Source organism: Riemerella columbina DSM 16469 (genome assembly GCF_000374405.1).
Classification (GTDB): domain Bacteria; phylum Bacteroidota; class Bacteroidia; order Flavobacteriales; family Weeksellaceae; genus Riemerella; species Riemerella columbina.
This window is the reverse complement of sequence record NZ_KB894271.1, coordinates 1-2,128: the sequence shown is the minus strand read 5'-3', so window position 1 is coordinate 2,128 and position 2,128 is coordinate 1. Positions and strand designations below refer to the sequence as shown.

Genomic DNA, 2,128 nt, shown 5'->3' with positions numbered 1-2,128 from the left:
TATACATCATAGGGTTGACTTTGAAATAATTATGTCTTGCAACACAAATTTCGTCAACCCTTTTTTGTTTTCCAAAAAAAAGTTTAAATCAGTTCATAGATAATATTTTATTTCCTGAATTAAAATCGAAAAAATATAAAACGATAAGAGTATCTTTATTCGGAGTCTCTTCAATTGAAGAAATAGGGAAATTGATTTTTTTTGAAATATATTCATTATTTAAGAATAAAGGGATACAAGCTTTAGGAGGAATACTGAAAGTGGCTGCAAAGCATTTCAATTTTGACCTTGAAAAATTTGTTGAAGATGCCAATTTGAAGCCTGAAGATTTTAATAACTATACAAATCTTGTGATTTGCTTTGATGATATAGATAGAAAAAGTCCAAAATTAGATTTATTGGAAATATATGGTTTTATAAATAATCTGGTCGAAAATAAAAATGCTAAAGTTATTTTAATAGCAAACGAAGATACTTTAAGAAAAGAGATTCAGGATGATAAAAAAGACAATTATTCAATACTACGAGAAAAAGTAATAGGTATATCTTTACCTTTTAATTCAAATGTTGAAACTATAATTAACGATTTATTAGAAGGTTATAGAAAAGAGAATAATGACTATTTTCTTTTTCTTAAAGAGCATTCTTCATACTTATCATCTACTATATCAATAAAAGATAATAATCTAAGAAATATAATTTTTTTCTTTGAAAATTTTAAAGAGATTTTTAATCAAGTGAATATACTAATAAATGAGAGGCAAAATTTAAAAGAAATTAAAAATACTGTATTGGTTGATATTTTAGAATTCACACTACCAATTGCTATTGAATACAAGTTAGGTATGTTAGACAATGAGAACCTCACACAATTATATGAATATTTTACGGGTAGTTATTTTAGTTTAGTTTCATTATTAGGAGAGAATGTTAAGAGTGAAGATATTAGTCATGATGTTTATGTAGAAAAGTTTATTCATCAATACAAATTAAGAACGCAAAATGAAATTAAATTTTTTCCAAGTATATGGGATTATATAATTGGTGCAAATATTTTAGATAAAGATTCTCTTTTTGAAGATTTGAAGGAAATTTATCGAACTGAAAATGAAAATTTCACAGAAAAAGAATTAGTTTTCAAAAAGTTAAGTTATTGGAAATGTATGAATTTGTCGTATAATGATTATAAAAACGAAACTAAAAAAATGATAAAATTAATGGATGAAAATAAACTTGAATTATATGAATTTCCAACCGTGTTCCATTATATCACTAGATTTGATAATCCATTAAGATTAAATATAATAAAGCTGAAAAATAAGATGATAAAAAAAATAAATACAGGAAATTTTGAGTATGTAAAAAATATTAATTCTAAAATAGTAATAGATCCTAGTGAAAAATATTTAAAAGAGTTAAAAGAAATTATAGATGTATGTGATAAAAGAAATAAAGAAATAGCAGAGAAAATAGAGTCAGAAAAATATGATAATTTGTTTTCTCGTTTTAAAGATAATTTCGATATGTTTATAGATGATTTTCAGGATGTTAATAATAATTGCATTGCTAAATCTTTTTTTGCTTACTTCGAATTCTCAAAATTATGGCGGGTTATTTCTAAATTATCAAATTTACAATTAATAGAATTTGGATATCTGATTGAATGGAGATATAGTAATATAATCTATGAAGGCATAAAATCTGAAAAAAAATTTTTAGAATCTTTTAAAAAGAAATTAGAATATAAGTCTAAATTAAAGAAAATAAATAAGTTGGATCTTGCAACATATAACTTTATAATTAATAAAATCAATAATGTCTTGCCAAATTTTGAGAAAAATAATCATTAGTAATTTGTATATCACTTGCGTAGATAGTGTGAACGCCCGTTTTGAAATTGCGGACATCATTAGGGATTGTTCAGAAAATAGTAGTCGTTTTCAAGGCAACCAACCAAGATATTGGTTTGATTTTGGAAACAGCCAGCATACAGGACAAGTGATTTTATCCACCATTGGGAAACACTCACAGCCAAAGACACTATCCCTTAAAGTGTGTAAGTTAAAAAGAGATGCTTAGGTTTTTAGAGTCTTAGTCTTTGGTCAAATATAAGCATAAATTGGTTTAA

2 protein-coding genes are annotated in these 2,128 nt (G+C 24.8%); both read left to right on the top strand.

The features are described from left to right. Positions 1 to 191: 191 nt before the first annotated feature. Positions 192 to 1,850, top strand: a complete 1,659-nt coding sequence (locus C237_RS0110360; RefSeq protein ID WP_018676417.1) for a hypothetical protein — start codon at positions 192 to 194, stop codon at positions 1,848 to 1,850. Continuing rightward, a complete protein-coding gene (locus C237_RS0110355; RefSeq protein WP_185095103.1) occupies positions 1,831 to 2,079 on the top strand; it encodes a hypothetical protein in 249 nt (82 codons plus the stop codon). Before C237_RS0110360 ends, C237_RS0110355 begins: the two co-directional genes overlap by 20 nt. The last annotated feature ends 49 nt before the right edge of the window (positions 2,080 to 2,128 follow it).